Origin of the sequence: Flavobacterium sp. P21, from assembly GCF_050632225.1 — a bacterium.
In the GTDB taxonomy this organism is placed as follows: domain Bacteria; phylum Bacteroidota; class Bacteroidia; order Flavobacteriales; family Flavobacteriaceae; genus Flavobacterium.
Genome location: NZ_CP192585.1, coordinates 2,925,967 through 2,940,500, shown reverse-complemented (window position 1 = coordinate 2,940,500; position 14,534 = coordinate 2,925,967). Strand labels below are relative to the sequence as shown.

17 protein-coding genes are annotated in these 14,534 nt (G+C 33.4%); 4 read left to right on the top strand and 13 right to left on the bottom strand.

Annotated features, from left to right (window positions below; all coding sequences use genetic code 11):
• Positions 1 to 19: 19 nt before the first annotated feature.
• Positions 20 to 301: a hypothetical protein gene (locus ACQ9BO_RS14675; protein ID WP_431241336.1), complete on the top strand. Its 282-nt coding sequence runs from the start codon at positions 20 to 22 to the stop codon at positions 299 to 301.
• A 381-nt stretch (positions 302 to 682) separates the two neighbouring features.
• On the opposite strand, the gene ACQ9BO_RS14670 is transcribed toward ACQ9BO_RS14675, so the two are convergent.
• The 3 genes from ACQ9BO_RS14670 to ACQ9BO_RS14660 form a co-directional block, all read right to left on the bottom strand.
• On the bottom strand, positions 683 to 1,591 hold the full coding sequence (locus ACQ9BO_RS14670) for a sensor histidine kinase (protein WP_431241335.1): 909 nt from the start codon (positions 1,589 to 1,591) through the stop codon (positions 683 to 685).
• The gene (locus ACQ9BO_RS14665; RefSeq protein WP_431241334.1) at positions 1,537 to 1,929 is read right to left on the bottom strand and encodes a tetratricopeptide repeat protein; all 393 of its coding nucleotides are present in this window, start codon (positions 1,927 to 1,929) and stop codon (positions 1,537 to 1,539) included. Before ACQ9BO_RS14665 ends, ACQ9BO_RS14670 begins: the two co-directional genes overlap by 55 nt.
• A gap of 151 nt (positions 1,930 to 2,080) precedes the next feature.
• Positions 2,081 to 2,656 (bottom strand): tetratricopeptide repeat protein, encoded by a 576-nt coding sequence (locus ACQ9BO_RS14660; protein ID WP_431241333.1) that lies wholly within the window; start codon positions 2,654 to 2,656, stop codon positions 2,081 to 2,083.
• Between the two features lie 219 nt (positions 2,657 to 2,875).
• On the opposite strand from ACQ9BO_RS14660, the gene ACQ9BO_RS14655 reads away from it, so the two are divergent.
• Positions 2,876 to 3,547: a response regulator gene (locus tag ACQ9BO_RS14655; RefSeq protein WP_431241332.1), complete on the top strand. Its 672-nt coding sequence runs from the start codon at positions 2,876 to 2,878 to the stop codon at positions 3,545 to 3,547.
• Positions 3,548 to 3,682: 135 nt separating this feature from the next.
• Entirely contained in the window at positions 3,683 to 4,288 is a 606-nt protein-coding gene (locus tag ACQ9BO_RS14650; protein ID WP_431241331.1) for a hypothetical protein, read from the top strand.
• A 164-nt stretch (positions 4,289 to 4,452) separates the two neighbouring features.
• Here ACQ9BO_RS14650 and ACQ9BO_RS14645 read toward each other — a convergent pair whose 3' ends face one another.
• The 8 genes from ACQ9BO_RS14645 to ACQ9BO_RS14610 form a co-directional block, all read right to left on the bottom strand.
• Positions 4,453 to 5,550, bottom strand: a complete 1,098-nt coding sequence (locus ACQ9BO_RS14645; RefSeq protein WP_431241330.1) for an AI-2E family transporter — start codon at positions 5,548 to 5,550, stop codon at positions 4,453 to 4,455.
• Positions 5,528 to 6,277, bottom strand: a complete 750-nt coding sequence (locus tag ACQ9BO_RS14640) for an ion channel (protein ID WP_431241329.1) — start codon at positions 6,275 to 6,277, stop codon at positions 5,528 to 5,530. Before ACQ9BO_RS14640 ends, ACQ9BO_RS14645 begins: the two co-directional genes overlap by 23 nt.
• A 33-nt stretch (positions 6,278 to 6,310) precedes the next feature.
• The gene (locus ACQ9BO_RS14635; protein WP_431241328.1) at positions 6,311 to 7,180 is read right to left on the bottom strand and encodes a hypothetical protein; all 870 of its coding nucleotides are present in this window, start codon (positions 7,178 to 7,180) and stop codon (positions 6,311 to 6,313) included.
• 2 nt (positions 7,181 to 7,182) lie between these two features.
• Positions 7,183 to 7,770, bottom strand: a complete 588-nt coding sequence (locus tag ACQ9BO_RS14630) for a hypothetical protein (protein WP_431241327.1) — start codon at positions 7,768 to 7,770, stop codon at positions 7,183 to 7,185.
• Between the two features lie 110 nt (positions 7,771 to 7,880).
• Positions 7,881 to 8,267: an HlyD family secretion protein gene (locus ACQ9BO_RS14625; RefSeq protein WP_431245126.1), complete on the bottom strand. Its 387-nt coding sequence runs from the start codon at positions 8,265 to 8,267 to the stop codon at positions 7,881 to 7,883.
• Between the two features lie 40 nt (positions 8,268 to 8,307).
• Positions 8,308 to 8,943 (bottom strand): HlyD family secretion protein, encoded by a 636-nt coding sequence (locus ACQ9BO_RS14620; protein WP_431241326.1) that lies wholly within the window; start codon positions 8,941 to 8,943, stop codon positions 8,308 to 8,310.
• Positions 8,944 to 8,953: 10 nt separating this feature from the next.
• Positions 8,954 to 9,571, bottom strand: coding sequence for a TolC family protein (locus ACQ9BO_RS14615; protein ID WP_431241325.1), 618 nt, complete (start codon positions 9,569 to 9,571; stop codon positions 8,954 to 8,956).
• A gap of 91 nt (positions 9,572 to 9,662) precedes the next feature.
• A complete protein-coding gene (locus ACQ9BO_RS14610) occupies positions 9,663 to 10,289 on the bottom strand; it encodes a TolC family protein (protein ID WP_431241324.1) in 627 nt (208 codons plus the stop codon).
• 325 nt (positions 10,290 to 10,614) lie between these two features.
• On the opposite strand from ACQ9BO_RS14610, the gene ACQ9BO_RS14605 reads away from it, so the two are divergent.
• The gene (locus tag ACQ9BO_RS14605) at positions 10,615 to 11,622 is read left to right on the top strand and encodes a BamA/TamA family outer membrane protein (RefSeq protein ID WP_431241323.1); all 1,008 of its coding nucleotides are present in this window, start codon (positions 10,615 to 10,617) and stop codon (positions 11,620 to 11,622) included.
• A 208-nt stretch (positions 11,623 to 11,830) separates the two neighbouring features.
• Here ACQ9BO_RS14605 and ACQ9BO_RS14600 read toward each other — a convergent pair whose 3' ends face one another.
• A complete protein-coding gene (locus ACQ9BO_RS14600) occupies positions 11,831 to 12,898 on the bottom strand; it encodes a type II asparaginase (RefSeq protein WP_431241322.1) in 1,068 nt (355 codons plus the stop codon).
• A 24-nt stretch (positions 12,899 to 12,922) separates the two neighbouring features.
• Entirely contained in the window at positions 12,923 to 14,371 is a 1,449-nt protein-coding gene (locus tag ACQ9BO_RS14595; RefSeq protein ID WP_431241321.1) for an aspartate ammonia-lyase, read from the bottom strand.
• Between the last annotated feature and the right edge of the window lie 163 nt (positions 14,372 to 14,534).

The following is a 14,534-nucleotide window of genomic DNA, read 5'->3' as shown; positions in this document are numbered from 1 at the left end:
AACCAACCAGCTCAAAACTATGATTTCAGATTTCTTTGAAACGAATAACTATTTTGTCGATAAAAAGGATGGCTTTCAGGAAAGTTGCCATATCTATAACGAAAAAAGAGAAAGAATAGGCCGAATCAAACAAAAATTAAGTTTAATTCAAAAAGTGCTTCCAACAGCTTTTGTCAAATCAATACTTCCTTTTAATATTGAAATTAGAAGTGCAAATGGTGGCTTAGAAGCTACTATTTTAAGAAGAGGTAGTTTCTTAAAATCTGAAATTGTGATTCAAGATGCTTCTGGAAAAAAATAGGTGCAATAAACCCAAATTCTAGCTTTTCTAAGCCTGTTTTTAAAATTCTAAACACTTCCAATCACGTCATTGCAGAAATTTGTGATGTCTGGAAAAAATCTAATTTTATCATTAATGATTCTTCTGACAATCAGATTGGATCAATCGATAATAAATGGAGCGGAAAGATGAAAAACAGCCGCAATATCAGCAAGTGGCTACAATGTAAATGTTATGGCAACTTATTCCAACCATGAAGAAAAGATCGCAATCTTATCTAGCGCAATTGCTCTCAATATGTGCTTTTTAAATTAAAAAACTTCTTTTAATTAAGGCATTTAAGAACTTAAATGCCTTAAAATCTATTTTAATTTAATCATTAGATTTTGAGTGATTTTTTGTTTAAATATCAAACAGAATAGTAAGTTGAGTTCCCTTTCTTCTTTTAGACAAAATTTCAAAATGGCCTTTTAAAGAATTTGTTCTTTCTTTAATGTTATTAAGTCCGATTCCCTTTTTTTCCGTTGCAACATCAAATCCCTTTCCGTTATCTTTAATAGATAATTTTAGTGACTTATTGCCAATCATTTCAATTTTTATAACGGCTTCTGAAGCGTTAGAATATTTATGGATATTCAAGATTCCCTCCTGAATTATTCTGTAAATATTTATTTTATGGATATTTGAAACTGCATCCCAATTAAATCCTTCATCAATTACATAATGAAATTCGATATCATTTACTTCTTTTTGTTTATCGACTAAATTTGATAACAAAGTATTAAAATCGCTGTTTTCCAGAAAAGACTCTTGGCTCAAGTCATGAGAAATCGCCCTAATTTCGTTTTCTACATTTTGCAGTTCAAAAATATATTCTTTCCTTTTCTCTATTGTTTTTTCATCAACTTTAGCATTAAAAAAACCTAAATTCATTCGTATCGAATATATTTTATTCATTACACCGTCGTGAAGTTCTCTGGCAATTTTGTTTTTTTCTTCGTCTTTTGCTCTGTTTATTTTTTCATTTTGTTCGCTTAAAAGTTGAAATATCTCATCACTGTCGCTTTGCCGCTGTTTTACAAATCGCAGTTCTTTGTTTCTAGATCTCAAATAAATGTAAAGTGAAATTGCAGAAAGCACTAAAAAAAGAGAAAACGAGAAAATTAAGATATAAAAATTTTTTCTGGTTAGAACTTTGTTTTCATCTTCAATACTTTGAGTTTCATATTCGATTCTGGCATATCTATTACTCGATATTATTTTAATCTTTTCAATACTATCACGCATTTCAATGTATCTATTGGCATACACAAGACTCTTTTTTTATCTGCTTGAGACAACAATTTAAGACTTCTTAAAACCTCATTTGTATTTCTCTGGCCAATAGCATTCTCATGAGCTTCTTTTAGACTTTTAATTGCTTTTAGGGTATCTTTTTGTGTGAGATAAAACTCTCCTAAATTGATTTTAGCATATATGGTTCCCGCTGGGTCATTAGTGTTTTTTTTAATTTTAATAGACTCAAAAAATAAGGCCTCAACATTTTTGTAATCTTTGTTTTTCATCTTACAATGCGCCAAATTTGATAAAACTGTGGCGTATGTACTTGGAGATCTATGAAGTAAATCTTGCGTTAACAACTGGCTCAATTCTTTTATTACTTCAGGATATTGTCCTTTTATCTCATAAAGATTGCAAATATTAATAACAGAGATTACATTATAATCATTTACAGCGTCTTTTGTTCTTAATCCTTTTTTTCCATTGTTTTTAAGACTCCTAATGCTTTTTGATGATACTTTAATGCTTCATCGTACAAAAAAGTTTTTCTAAACAATTACCCATCATATTATTACACAAAAAAAGATCTTTTAAATTATCTGTTTCCTCGAAATAATTCAACGCTTTTGTAATTTCAATTTCACATTCAGGATAGTTTCCGTCATAAAATAAAACATAAGCTTTATTAAAATGTACACGACCCAATTTATCATCATCGTGGATTTTTTGATAAATTTTTTGAGCCTTTAAATAATAAAAATAAGCACTGTCTTTTTGGGTATTTTCGTAACAATCTCCCATATAGTACAGCGATTTTGCCATTCTTGAACTGTCTTTATCTTTAATAGAAAGTTTTAAAGCTACTGCGCTGTACTTATATGATTGGTCCAAATTATTTAAAAAATAATATTCTGCTCCTATTTTTAAATAAAGATTGCGAAGAACAGTATCATTCTTTTTATTCGGTAACAGCAATGCTAATGAATCTAAATATTTTACCTTTTTCTCATTCGAAAGTGATTTATAATGTTTCTCATTAAAAAGACTTTCTTGATCTCCACTAAAGCGTGATTTATCCAAATAAATAAGGCACACAAGAGTGATTAAAAAAAGACTAAAAGCTCCAACTTTAAATTAAACTTCACAATATTTGATATTTATTGAACCAAATATAAAGCAAAAAAAAATCAAATATGAAATAAACTTTTCAAACAGAAATGATTGTCTTGAATTCAACTTAAACTAGAGATTTTTTTAAAAAAATATTACTATTTTAACATAATCATTATTTATGTTTGTAAAAAAATTTACAAAATGCCTCTAAATATTTTGATTGTTGACGACCATCCTATGACCGTAGACAGCTACGTCAATCTATTATCCTATGAATCATTCAATACAGCCTCCGAAACCATTTTTCACAAAAATTACAATTGTGAGAACGCGCACAAACAAATAACACAACTAAAAAAGCGACATCAAAATATTGATTTTGCAATTCTAGACGTTAATTTGCCTCCTTATACTGAATTAAATATTTTAAGCGGAATTGACTTGGCCGCTGTAATTAGAAAAACACATCCGGAATGCAAAATTTTATTGCTAACCATGCATACGGAAGTCTTTATCGTTAATAGAGTATTAAACGATATAAAACCTGAAGGATTCATTTATAAAGGCGAAATAAATTTTGAGTCGTTCCCTTTAACATGTGAGAAAATTTTATCTGGAGAAACTATTTATAGTTCAGAAATCAAAAAATCACAGAAAGAATTCTCTCAAAAAAATTATGATTGGGATAAATTTGATACTGAAATTTTAAATCTGCTTGCTAAAGGCATAAAAACAATTGACATTCCAACTCACATTCCTTTATCTATCAGCTCCGTAGAAAAACGAAAAGCCAATATAAAAAGTAGGCTCTTATTAGGAAAAGGAAGCGATACAGAACTAGTAAACAAAGCTCGACAACTGGGGCTTCTGTAAAATGTTTTTATATTAATCTATAAAGCCACTGTTAACAACCTAAAATTGGCCTAAAGGGCAATAAATGCTTTAATTAAATGTTTATACATATAGAGATAAACAAATTAATTTAAAGAATATATGCATTTAGTACAATTGAAAAATAGAATCGGATTTTTGTTTTTGATTCTTGCAATCGGAATTTCGGTTCAAGGATTTGCGCAAAAAGAGCTGGATAACAAATACAAGCCAATTCCGGCGAAAACTCCAAAAACAAAAGAAGTTGTTCCGCCAAAAGAAGAAGCTCCAAAAGTGAATCCACCGGCGCCTGTCGAAAAGCCAGATCCTTCGAAAATTGACCCAAACGAACTTTTTAAAGACACCAATTTGTATAAAACACCTGCAAATGTAGAAGGTATTTTTTACAGACAAAATCAATTTTTGGGAAGCTTTAAAACCTCGACTTATACCTCAACAATTCGCTATCGTGACGCCGCTTTTGTTGATGGCGACAAAATCAAAGTATATTTAAACGACAAAGTAATCGAGCCCGAAGTTACAATGAATGGTGAATATCAAGGTTTTAAAATTACCTTGGTTCCTGGCATCAATAAAATAGATTTTGAAGCTTTAAATGAAGGTTCTGCATCGCCAAATACAGCCGAATTTCAAGTTTACGACGACAAAGGCGCAGTAATTGAATCCAGCCAATGGAATGTTGGCACAGGATATAAAGCAACTATTGTATTGTATAAAGAATAATTTTTCGCTTTTAGCTCAGCTAAGATCTTATTTTATACTTTATTAATTCACACAACCACTAAAAGTTATTTTTATAACAGAATAAGATTTATTTTATTCAGAAACAAAAAAATCCCATTTCTTTCAAAATGGGATTTTTTCATATTATAGATCTTATAACTGATTTACGCCAGAGGTTCAATATTTTCTAATGGTTCTGGCTCAGCTTCCGTCTCTGCATTATCATCTAACCAAGCAATAAATAATTTATAACCTATTGAAAATACAATTGGTCCTACGAAAAGTCCAATGAATCCCGACATGATAAAGCCGCCAATAACTCCGAGGAAAATAATTAACATTGGCACTAACGCTCCTTTTCCTAACAAAAGCGGCTTCAAGACATTATCTGAAAGTCCGCTGATAATGAAAAATATGGTCCAAAAGATAGCATAACCAGAGTCTCCAGTAGAAAATAAATATACGATAACACCAATATTAATGATAATTGGTCCAATTTGCAGAATCGAAAATACAAGGCATATCAAAGTCAAAATTCCGGCATACGGAATATCAGCCATAAATAACCCAATTGCCTGAATAATAGTTTGAATAACAGCAACTCCTAATATTCCTTTAACAACTTGATAAATTGTTGAAACCGAAATAGTCATGATTTCATCTGCTTTATTTCCAGCAATTTTTCTAAGAAATTTCATAGCAAAAGTCTTCCCTCCAGTAACCAATAAAACTCCAGCTATAATTACGGATAGAATAAACTGCAAAAATGCGGCACCAGAACTCAAAATGCTTCCCATAATTTTTGAAGAAAACTCTTTGATTTGATCCTGATATTTTACTACGCCTTGCTCTAAATCTGTTGACATCATTAGCAGAAATTCATATAGAGGTTTACCAATTATCGGCCATTCTTTTATATTTTGTCCAGGAGGCGTAATTTTTAAAGTTCCAGCTTCAAAATTATTTTTCAATTCTAAAAAATTGGCTATTGCCGCTTTTAAAAAATAAATAAGTGGCACTAACATAACTGCAATAATTACAATTGTTATTATTACAGATGCCAGGGTTTTCCTTCCTTTCAAGATTCTTTGAAGAAAATCAAACATTGGAAAAAATACGACCGAAAGTATTACCGCCCAAAGAATTGGCATAAAAAACGGCAACAGCAATTTAAGACAAAATCCAACGATCAGGAAAATGAAAAATAACTGCAAAATCGTATCAAAGAGCTCTTTGCGTTTAATTGAATTGGTTGTTTTCATGTTTATTTTGATTTAGATATGATTGGTTAAATTTGATTTTATTTTTTTGGATAGAAAAATTAGCATCAGAAACTAATCTTCCTATTAAGATGACAGGATATAAAACTCCCGTAAGCACTTCGATCTGGACCAAAGAGCGCGCTAATGGATGCAACGGCACAATTTCTCCATAACCTGTAGAACTCATGGTGATATAACTGAAATACATAAAACTCGCCTGATCGCTATTGATTTCAAACTTAGATTCCACCAAATTAAAAGAGCCTTCAATATGCCTAAAAAGAAATAAGTAAAGCGTACACCAAAAATGAACCAACAGCATGTACACGACAACCGAACCTATTATGCGATAAGTAGTTACTGGACCCGGTTCTAATACTTTTTTCAAAACCATTATAATTAAAAGCGCCATAACTGCAATGGACAAAAAAAGGTCAGCAAACAAAATGATGATGTTTCTGTTGAAATAATCTATACATTGAATCACAACAAACAAAATCGGAATAATTGAAATCAAGAGCGCTTGTTTTTTATGCTTCGAAAGTGAAAAAATACCAGCAAACAAAAACAACATCCAAAAAATATTGAGCCAAACCATAAAATGTGGGTAACTTCCAAAAAACGGAATAGCGACAAAATGCATAATAAAAAGCAAGACAAGCATCCCGCTTAATCCACTTTCTTTATTCCATAAGCCAAATAAAAAACGTTCTTTTTTTGCCATCATAATATGAATTATCAACTGTTGTTTTCATAAAAATTAAATCGGTATCGGCTCTACTTCTACTCTGCCAATTGGTCTTCGCCACAATTTGAAAAGCAGAATGATCAAAATAGGAAAAAAGCATATCGCAGACATTACAAGATAAATATCTTTGTAAGCCAATAATATTGAGGCTTGAGCGGTTTGATTTGAAAGGCTTTTTTCTGCTTTTTTCTGCGCTTCAGCATCTGATAAACCCATATATAAAAAGTTTCTTTTGTAAGTTTCCAATTGATTTTCTGCCATTTTATTAACCTCTGATAATTGCTGACTTAAACCTGTTTTATGCTGGATATTCATATTTGTAATAAATGTTCCGAGAATAGCGCTTCCAAGCAAAGACGCAAAAACAGCTTGCGAAATAATTCCGGTCATCATGCGCGATGTACTCAAAATTGGCGGAACACCTTCTGAAATATAAAGCAAGGAAACAGGAAATAGAAAACCCATTCCTAAACCTTTAAAAACAAGCGGCACAAAAAAATCAGTTGAATCAATTCCGGGGTAAAATCTAAAGAACAGGATCATATGATAAAATCCATAACAGGCAAAACCAATCACCCAAATAGTGGCCAAATAAATCCTTTTAAACAAAAGATAAGTCGAAAGCGGAATCGAAATACATAATCCAAATAATATTGCCAAATGCGTCAAAGCATTAAGTACTGGGTCAAATCCTAAAACATTTGTCATATATCCCGTTACAACGCTTCCAGTGCCATTCATCACGCCGATATAAAACATCAAAAAAGCGCCAATGACAACATTTTTATATTTATAAACATCTGGGTTAATAATGGGATCAGAAGTAAAACGAACGTGCGACAGATAAATCCCGGCCATTATAAACAATAATCCTATTGCCAAAACTACTTTAGGATCGCTGAGCCAATTTCTAGTTTGTCCCTCCGCACATAAAAAAGAATTATTAGAAAAAATAAAAGCATGATAATCCAACCGCGCCAATCAAACTGAAATACATTTTTCATTGGAGCAACATCTGCTCTGTAAAAAAACCAAGCCAATAGAATACAAATCAAGAAATTGACATTCAAAAAATAAATTCCAAAAGTCCAATTATGCAGACTTGTAAAATTTGTTCCTAAATATTGATAAAGATGCTGACTTCCTTTTTGAATAAACTGCAGAATTCCATACAATAACGCCATATTAAATGCCGGATTGTATTTTATTAAAATAGGAACCATTGATGCAAATATTCCAATTACAGAAACTATAGCTAGAAGCGATCTAAAAAACACAAACCATTCAATAGTAGACACAAACAACAAAGCAGTATTGAAAATCAAAGACAGAAAACTCGCTGACAAAATCAAGGTTCGAACCTTGATTTGTTTCCCCAATTTTAGTCCCAAAGGCATAAAACCAAGCATAGCAAAAATGGGAATATAAATGGAGTATGTAAAAACAGTAGTCGATTCTCCAAAATGCCCCATGATTTGCGAATTATCATAAGTGGTAACGTTGAGACCATTAAAAAAAGGAATGGTAAGGATATATAATCCTATGAGAGTAAAAACGCTTCCTTTTTTCCTGCAAACATCTCTTATTTTTTTACGTCAACGGTTACATTCATTCCTGGTCTTACTTCTGCCAATTCTTTAGCGGGAGTTTCAAACTCAATCTTCACGGGAATTCTTTGCGTAATTTTTACAAAATTCCCTGTAGAATTATCAGGCTCAACCATTGAAAATTTAGCGCCCGTTGCCGGAGAAAACCCAACCACTTTTCCTTTAAATTCTTTTCCATCAAGAGCATCTATCGTAATGGTTACTTCTTGTCCGCTTTTGATTTTTTCAATTTGGGTTTCTTTGAAATTTGCCGAAATCCACAATTTTTGATTCAAAACAATGGTTGCGACAGTCTGATTTGAATTGATCAATTCTCCAATCGACAAATTGCGCTCGCCAACATATCCATCTCCTGGCGCAATAACACTGGTATAGGATAATTGCAGTTTTGTCGCCGCTAAATCAGCTCTTTTTCTCGCGACTGTAGCTCGTGCTTGCTTCGAGGTTGATTGTACTTTGCTTGGTTATCGAACTGCTTGCTTCTAGATTTTTCTGCCCTGCTTTTACATAAGCTTCTTCCGATTTTAATTTTGAAATGACTTGATCGTATTGATTTCGCGTCACTGCTGAATCTGCATACATGTTTTTAAATCGCTGATAATCTTTTTGTGCTTTTTCAAGGCTCGCCATATCGCCGGCCAGTTTTTCTTTTCCCGATGCCTGATTTGACATCGATGTTGTAATATTTTGTTCCAATGAATGCAGATTTCCTTCGGCTATAGCCAAATCGGCTTCTGCCTGATTTACTTTTATAATGTATTCCTCATCATCCAAAATGATCAAAGTATCTCCCCTATGAACAAATTGATTGGATTCAAATCTGATTTCTTTGATATGCCCTGTGGCTCTTGCCGCAACATTGTTGATATAAGCTTCAACCTGAGCATTATTAGTGGTTTCATAAGTACTAAAGTCAAAAAACAAACTCAAAATCCATAAACCGCCGGCAATCAAAAAACCAAAAGACAGCACAGTAAGAATGGTATTTCTCTTTTTATCTTTTTGAATCGTTTCGTTTTGGACATTTGCTTCGCTCATACTTTTTAAATTAAAGTTTTCCCATTGCGTATTGCAGAGAATAATATTGAATAATTAAATCTAAATTGGCATTAACCAATGAGATTCTGGAATTGTTCAGTCGCAACTCAGCATCGACTATTTCGCTGATCAAAGCAAAATCATTGTCATACCGACTTTTTACGATTTTATAATTGCTCATTGAAAGTTCAACATCTTTCTTGTACGTTTTAATATTTTCTTTGCTTTCTGCATAACGCACATAAGCATTCTTAACTTCGGTACTGATTTGATCTTTTGTAACCTGAAGCGCTATATTGCTTTTGTCAATTTCTAATCTATCGCCCGAAATACGGTGTTTAAGATTGTAAAAACTCGAAACATCCCAATTCAGCGAAACGCCCGCCGCCCAGTAATTCAGAATATTGACATAATTTGGCCATTGTGCCGGATATTCGGTATTCAAAATAAGATTGGCATTTACATTTGGCATAAAACCGCTTTTAGTCAAACTCAAAGACGATTCAGATAATTTGATTTTTACTTCGGCTCTTTTAATTTCTTCTCTATTTTGAAAAGCTTCGGCCAAACTTTCCTGTAAGTTTACATTTTCTGTCGGAAGCATGCTTTCTGTGACTATTGGCTTCAAAATAGTATTGGTTGGAAAACCAATTAAAATATCCAGATAATTACTGATCAATTCTATTGTATTGGTACTTCTAAAAACCGAAACTTTAAAATTAGATTGCTCGCAATTCTGTTCTTAAAAGATCACTTTTGATATTTTGTCCGTTATTTACTCGCGATTTCAACTGCCTGATACGAAGATCAGTATTGATGATGTTTTGTTTCGTTACTTCAATTTGCCTGTATAACTTTTCGAGTGTAAAATATTGTTCTGTAATGGCGTTTTTGACATCGGCTTCAGTCATTTTAACAGCCGATTGTTGCATTTGGCTCAGAAGTTCTTGCTGATCAATTCTCTTGTTAATGGCACTTCCATTGTAAATTGGCAACGACGATATGATATTGGCAAAAGCCTGATGATTATAATAATCTACCGAAATATTGCTTTCATAAAAACCTTCATAAATTTTAGGATCGCCTATGTAAGTATATCCTCCGTTGACGCCAATTCGTGGCATTTTTGCAATTTTTGCCTGACTGACATTTTCATTGGCAATGGCTAAATCTGCATTTGCAATTTTAAGTTGGCGATTATTTTGAATTCCTAATAATATTGCTTCATCAAGCTTAATTACTTTTGCCGATCCAAGACTATCTTGTTGTGCAAAACTCAAATTGACACAACAGTATATCAAAGCCAGAAACTTTAATTTTAAATCTTTTAATTGCCAATATCTCATTAAATTTTATGCGTTTAAATTTGATTTTTGAGATTGCTTTTTTTGTCTTCAGAAACACGCTTTAATCATTCGGTTTTAGTTTTTCTTTAGGCTTATTTTAAGAAATAAATTTAGAGAATTCTTAAAAGGAAAATCGCAAGAACTTGTTTCATTTTATAAAATGGAACGTCTTAAACAGCCCTTAAGTTTCATGAAAAACAAATTGGTTTTAATTTAGATGTCAGACAATTAACCGTAACCACCTCATCTCTTAAATCATATGCAAAAGCCTTTCTTTATAACACTTCTTCTCCTTTGTTTTTCCTGTACTTTGGCTCAAGAAAAAATGACAGACAGCACAAAGACTAAAACATCTGAAACCAAGAATATTGATTTTAATGTAATGCCTTATATAAGTTACAATAGAACGTTGGATTTCATGTTTGGAGCAATCCCAATGATGATGTACAAAACGGATAAAACCGATACAATTTCACCAAAATCTTTGTCTGGGCTTACCGCCATTTATACCACAAACAAATCATATTTTATTTGTTCTTTCAACAAATGGCATTTTAACGAAGACAAATGGCGTGCACAGTTGTTCCTTATGACTGGCAATCAAAATTCTCAATTTTTTATGGATGATTTTGATGCCCCTACTTTTTATGATTACAGTACCAAAACTACTTTAGTAAGTGTGAGTTTGTTGCGAAAAATCGTCAAATCATTTTATGGCGGATTAGGTTATTCGTATGCACATTATGACACCGCGTATGAAGATGATATACAGCCCGCCTCTACCTCACATACAAACGGACTGCAAACCATTTTGCTCTATGATACCCGAGATGCCATTTATTATCCTACCAAAGGAAATAAAATAAGAGCAAGATGGATTAGCTATCCCGAATGGTTTGGAAATGAAGTCAATGCTAATAAAATCATTTCCGAATATAATTCTTATTACTCCGTAAGAGATAAAAAAGATGTTGTAGCGACACGTTTCGCTGGTAAATTTGGATTAGGAAATATTTCTTTTGAACAGCAGGTAACAATTGGTAACGATGACATCAGAGGCTATTCTGAAGGCAAATATCGTGGTGATGGACTTATGGCTATTCAAGGCGAATATCGATATAATTTCAATAAAAGAATGGGTGCTGTAGGTTTTGCCGGTATTGCAACAATTTATGGATCGGATACACCTAGTTTTGATTGGAAATTATATCCGGGAGCTGGTGTAGGTTATCGGTATAGAGCTTTTAAAAACGAAAAATTCAATGTTGGTTTAGATGGCGCGGTTGGAAAAGGCGATTGGGGAATTTATTTTAGAATTGGAGAGGCTTTTTAAGAAAACAAATATTTTTTTGCGGCATCGATTTAAAAGATAGCTCCATAGGTTTTATTGAACCCCTTGTAATAAAACCTACTCGGCCATCATTAACTAAACCAATAATAAAAAAACGAAATAAAAGTTCTAATTTTTGCAAATTGAGTATTGTGATGTTTTCGTGATAATAAAACAACTCAATACTCAACAATACTTTTTCACAAAACTCTTAGTATTCCAAGAATATTTTTTGAAGTTCGTCCAGTTTTCGAGGTTTCAATAAAGCCACCGTCAATAAGATTCTAGCCTTTTGCGGATTTAATCCATAAGACGCAATAAGCCCTAATTCATCATCATTGCATTCTACGTTACGTCCAACAATACCTGTTGCAACACGTGTGCTTCGCACTACAATAATTCCTTTTTTGCTGGCTCTGGCGCAAGCATCAAGCGATGCTTTGTTCATATTTCCGTTTCCAACTCCAGCAATTACGATTCCTTTAGCTCCTTTTTCGATAGAAGCGTCAATCAAATCTGGTTTCATATCAGCATCAGCATAAATAATATCTACGCGAGGAAAAGAAGTAACGCCTTTTACATCAAATTCGGAAGTTTTTCCAAATTTTTGATCAGGATAATGATAAAAGTCATTCACTCCGTATGCCGTAGTTCCAATAAGTCCACGAATTGGAGACATAAAAGTTTGAACAGCAGTTGTACTTACTTTGGTAAGCGATTGAGCAGAATGAATCCAATCATTCATAACCAAAAGCACGCCATGACCTTTAGCATTAGGATCTGCGGCAACTGCAATTGCATTGTACAAATTCAAAGGTCCATCGGCGCTTATGGCTGTCGAAGGGCGCATAGAACCAACAAGAACTACAGGCTTGTCTGTTTTTGATACAAGATTTAAAAAATATGCAGTTTCCTCCATAGTATCAGTTCCGTGAGTGATTACAAAACCGTCAACATCTTTACTGGAAGCCAATTCATTGATTCTGTTTGCTAATTTCAACATGATTTCAAAAGACATATCCTGAGATCCTACATTCGAAATTTGCTCGCCTTTGATGTCTGCCAGTTTCAATGCATCTGGAACTGCATTTACCATTGCATCTATAGTAACTTGACCAGAGGTATATCCTGATTGTACGCCACTTTTAGCGGCTCCGGCAATAGTACCTCCCGTTGCCAAAATAAGAACCTTAGGTTTTGCTTGTCCAAATAGGCTGATGCTTAGTGACAACATCACCAAAAGAAGCATTCTTTTATAAAAATTTACATTTGATTTCATATTTTTTTACTTTTTAAGTTGATGTTATTTTTGTCCTGTCAAGGTTGCGGGATCAAGAAGTTTTTTAATTTGATCTTCTGTCAGCAATTTCTTTTCACGAATAAGCTCCAGAATTCCTTTATTAGTTTCAAGTGCTTCTTTGGCCAGTTCTGTTGTTTTTTCATATCCTAAAACTGGATTTAGAGCGGTAACAATACCTACACTTCTTTCCATATAATTATTCAAGACATCTTTATTTACAGTAATGCCTTCGATACAATTTTTTCTAAACAATGGAAAAGATTTAAAAAACAATCCTTGCGATTCCATCATCGCAATGGCTTCAATAGGCTCATAAGCATTTAACTGCAATAAGCCTGAATGTGTCATGAGTGTCACCGTTAGATCATTTCCCATTACTTTAAAGCAAAGCTGGTTCATGAGTTCTGGCATAACAGGATTGACTTTACCTGGCATAATTGAGGATCCAGGCTGAAGTGCAGGCAAATTGATTTCAAAAATACCTGTACGAGGTCCAGAAGTCAAAATAATAAGATCGTCGCTTATTTTAGAAACAGCAACCGCCATGCTTTTTAGCGCTGATGAATAGAGCACAAATCCTTGCTGGCTAGTTGTAGCCGCAATAAGATCCTTGCTCATTACAATTGGTTTCCCTGTGATTTTTGCAAGATGTGTCGCAACCTTTTCAGCGTATCCCGGTGAAGCCGTAATTCCTGTTCCAATGGCAGTAGCTCCCATGTTTTGCTCGCATAAAAAGACTTCGACTTTGCGAAGCGTATTAACTTCTGCATCTAATTGATTCCCAAAGGCATGAAACTCCTGTCCCACAGTCATTGGAACAGCATCTTGTCCTTCTGTACGTCCCATCTTCAAGACATCTTTGAACTCATCTCCTTTTTTATGGAATGCTTTTGCAAGCAAATCGGCTTCTTTTACCAGTTTATCATTATGAAGCAACAAAGCTACTTTTATAGCTGTCGGATAAACATCATTTGTAGATTGCCCCATATTTAAATCGTCATGAGGTTCAATGTATTGATATTCTCCTTTTTTATGTCCGCTTAATTCGAGGGCGATATTGGCAAGAACTTCATTAACATTCATATTTGCCGAAGTACCTGCGCCGCCTTGGTATAAATCTACCAAAAACTGATCGTGGTACTTGCCGTCAATAACAGCTTGACACGCTTTTTCTATCGCCGCAAGTCGGTCTTTTTTTAGTCGGCCAACATCAGCATTTGCTCGAGCGGCGACTAATTTTACCATAGCAAAAGCTCTAACATAATCTGGATAAAATTGTGTTGTCATGCCACTGATCTGAAAATTCTCTAATGCACGAGCCGTTTGGACTCCATAATATGCATTTGCAGGAATTTGTTTTTCGCCCAAAAGATCTTTTTCAGTTCTGGTTTGAGCCTTTAGAGAAGTAATACACAAACTGCACAATATTATGTATTGTATTTTTTTATACATATTTTCTATTTTTTTGTTTTGGTAACTTTTTACAGCTATCAACTGTTAGTTTTTTCTATAGAATGTTTCTGAGAAATTGTATTTAAAAGAAAACTGCACTTTTGTGATCGAAGTGCTCCAACCATCTCTAAAGTTATCTCGGTCTCCCCATTGAAATTCACCT

Coding starts and splice junctions, on each gene's coding strand:
- ACQ9BO_RS14645 (WP_431241330.1), bottom strand. CDS start 5,550: ATGAAAACAACCAATTCAATTAAACGCAAAGAGCTCTTTGATACGATT.
- ACQ9BO_RS14605 (WP_431241323.1), top strand. CDS start 10,615: ATGACAGACAGCACAAAGACTAAAACATCTGAAACCAAGAATATTGAT.
- ACQ9BO_RS14640 (WP_431241329.1), bottom strand. CDS start 6,277: ATGATGGCAAAAAAAGAACGTTTTTTATTTGGCTTATGGAATAAAGAA.
- ACQ9BO_RS14630 (WP_431241327.1), bottom strand. CDS start 7,770: ATGGGGCATTTTGGAGAATCGACTACTGTTTTTACATACTCCATTTAT.
- ACQ9BO_RS14655 (WP_431241332.1), top strand. CDS start 2,876: ATGCCTCTAAATATTTTGATTGTTGACGACCATCCTATGACCGTAGAC.
- ACQ9BO_RS14595 (WP_431241321.1), bottom strand. CDS start 14,371: ATGTATAAAAAAATACAATACATAATATTGTGCAGTTTGTGTATTACT.
- ACQ9BO_RS14620 (WP_431241326.1), bottom strand. CDS start 8,943: ATGAGCGAAGCAAATGTCCAAAACGAAACGATTCAAAAAGATAAAAAG.
- ACQ9BO_RS14610 (WP_431241324.1), bottom strand. CDS start 10,289: ATGAGATATTGGCAATTAAAAGATTTAAAATTAAAGTTTCTGGCTTTG.
- ACQ9BO_RS14600 (WP_431241322.1), bottom strand. CDS start 12,898: ATGAAATCAAATGTAAATTTTTATAAAAGAATGCTTCTTTTGGTGATG.
- ACQ9BO_RS14675 (WP_431241336.1), top strand. CDS start 20: ATGATTTCAGATTTCTTTGAAACGAATAACTATTTTGTCGATAAAAAG.